The organism is Nocardioides sp. (genome assembly GCF_035703625.1).
In the GTDB taxonomy this organism is placed as follows: domain Bacteria; phylum Actinomycetota; class Actinomycetes; order Propionibacteriales; family Nocardioidaceae; genus Nocardioides.
On the sequence record NZ_DASSXS010000008.1, the window covers coordinates 1 to 2,097 of the forward strand.

At 67.2% G+C, this 2,097-nt stretch carries 2 protein-coding genes and 1 pseudogene; 1 reads left to right on the forward strand and 2 read right to left on the reverse strand.

Going from position 1 to position 2,097, the window contains the following annotated elements:
• Both VFN12_RS00470 and VFN12_RS00475 read right to left on the reverse strand, forming a co-directional pair.
• Nucleotides 1–224: pseudogene (locus tag VFN12_RS00470) on the reverse strand (molybdate ABC transporter permease subunit); the annotation flags it as partial.
• 106 nt (nucleotides 225–330) lie between these two features.
• Nucleotides 331–1,359, reverse strand: coding sequence for a sulfate ABC transporter substrate-binding protein (locus VFN12_RS00475; protein ID WP_325116566.1), 1,029 nt, complete (start codon nucleotides 1,357–1,359; stop codon nucleotides 331–333).
• A gap of 301 nt (nucleotides 1,360–1,660) precedes the next feature.
• Between VFN12_RS00475 and VFN12_RS00480 the strand changes: the two genes are divergently transcribed.
• Nucleotides 1,661–2,097: 2-oxoacid:acceptor oxidoreductase family protein (locus VFN12_RS00480; RefSeq protein ID WP_414689996.1), on the forward strand; the 437-nt coding region annotated here is incomplete at its 3' end.

Here is a 2,097-nt window from a genome sequence, read left to right on the forward strand (position 1 = left end):
ATGTCGATGACGACGTCGAGAGCGCGCTTGCCCCAGAAGCTGTCCCGGACGAGGACCCAGGCGATGACCGTGCCGACGACCACGTTGACCACGGTGACCAGCACCGAGGTCAGGACCGTGAGCTTGATCGCGGCCCACGTCTGTGGGTTGGTCAGCGTCGCGACGTAGGCGTCCCAGCCCCCACCGGCAGCAGTCACCACGATCGCGGCGAGCGGGATCAGCACCAGCAGGCTGAACCAGGTGACCGAGATCCCGAGCGCCAGCGCTGACCCTCGGGTCAGGTTGGTGGCCGTGGGTGTACTCGGGCCGAGACATCAGCTACCGCAGTGGTCACTCTTCGCCCTCGGCGCCCGTCTTCGCCTGGAGCTTCGGGATGATCCCCTCGGCGTCGTCGAAGAACTTCGCGTCGGCCTCGGCCCAGCCGCCGAAGTCGTCGTCGATCGTGTACAGCGTGCTCGGCGTCGGGAACGGGTCAGCGGGGTCGTTGGCACCCTCGACCTCGGGCAGGTCGACGCCGTCCACGACCGGCCGGAAGCCGGACTGGGCGTAGTCCGCCTGCGCCTCGGGCGAGGTCAGGAACTCCAGGAAGCTCTGGGCGCTCTCGGGAGCGTCCGTCAGCACCGTCGCCGGGTTCTCGATCAGCAGCGTGTCGTCGGGGACGACGTAGTCGAACGGCTCACCGTTCTGGATGGCGAGGATCGCCTCGTTCTCGTAGGAGAGGAGCACGTCACCGTTGCCCTCGGAGAACGCCGTGGTGGCGTCTCGTCCGGACGCCGGGAGGGCGATGGTGTTCTGGAGGAGCTTGGTGAAGTACTGCTCCGCCTCGGCGTCGGTTCCGCCCGCTCCGGTGACGTGGGCCCAGGCGGCGAGCATGTTCCACTTCGCCGAACCGGACGAGGCCGGGTTGGGGGTGATGATCTCGACGCCGGGCTTGACCAGGTCGTCCCAGCCCGTGATGTTCTTCGGATTGCCGTCGCGGACCACGAAGGACACGACCGAGGACGTGACGATGCCCTTGGTCTCGTTGTCCTTCCAGTCCTCGGCGACCAGGCCGGCGTCCACCAGGCGCTGCATGTCGGGCTCCAGCGAGAAGTGCACGACGTCGGCGTCGAGCCCACCTTCGACGGCCCGGCTCTGGTCACCCGAGGCGCCGTACGACGTCTGGAAGGTGACACCCTCGCCCTCGGAGGTCCCCTCGAACTCCTCGAACACGGGCACGTTGGCCGCCTCGAGCACCGAGTAGCCGACCAGGCTGAGCCGGTCTCCTCCCGTGGCACCACCACTGGCGCCCGAGCACGCGGACAGGGCGAGTACCCCGGTGAGCGATGCCGCCAGGGCGGCCTTGAACTTGGAAGTCATGTCCATCTCTCTCTGTTTGCGCTCCCTCCGGTGCGGCCGTGGGAGCTGCCGCACTTCGACCCGAGAAGGTGCGTATCTGACTATTGACGAGCAGAGTAGTGGACATTAGTGACTTAGGCCGAATTCTGAGACGCGTGGCGTGTCTCACCCGTCCAGATGAGGGAGACGATGCGCGCCAGGTTGAGCGTCGGGACTATCGTGGGCGAGTCGTGGCACAGACCCATGGAGCGCGAAACTAGAACACGTTTCGGTTTTCACATACCGCGGGTATCATTGGTCTGGCCAGCAAGCAACGAGAGGGATGGGAGCGGTGACCAAGCAGGTCAAGCAGCTCGACCGGGTCATCATCCGGTTCGCAGGAGACTCGGGCGACGGCATGCAGCTGACCGGGGACCGGTTCACGCAGGAGTCGGCCGCCTTCGGCAACGACTTGTCGACCCTGCCCAACTTCCCGGCCGAGATCCGGGCGCCGCAGGGCACCCTGCCCGGCGTCTCGTCGTTCCAGGTCCACTTCGCCGACCACGACATCCTCACCCCCGGCGACGCCCCCGACGTCCTGGTCGCGATGAACCCGGCCGCGCTGCGGGCCAACCTCGGCGATCTGCCCAAGGGCGCCACCATCATCGTCGACACCCACGACTTCACCTCGCGCAACCTCACCAAGGCGGGCTACGCGGCCAGCCCGCTCGAGGACGGGTCCCTCGACGAGTACGCCCTGCACCCCGTCGACCTGACCGG

Bases quoted from the DNA above. Each gene is read 5' to 3' on its own strand.
- VFN12_RS00475 (WP_325116566.1), bottom strand. From the start codon at position 1,359: ATGACTTCCAAGTTCAAGGCCGCCCTGGCGGCATCGCTCACCGGGGTA.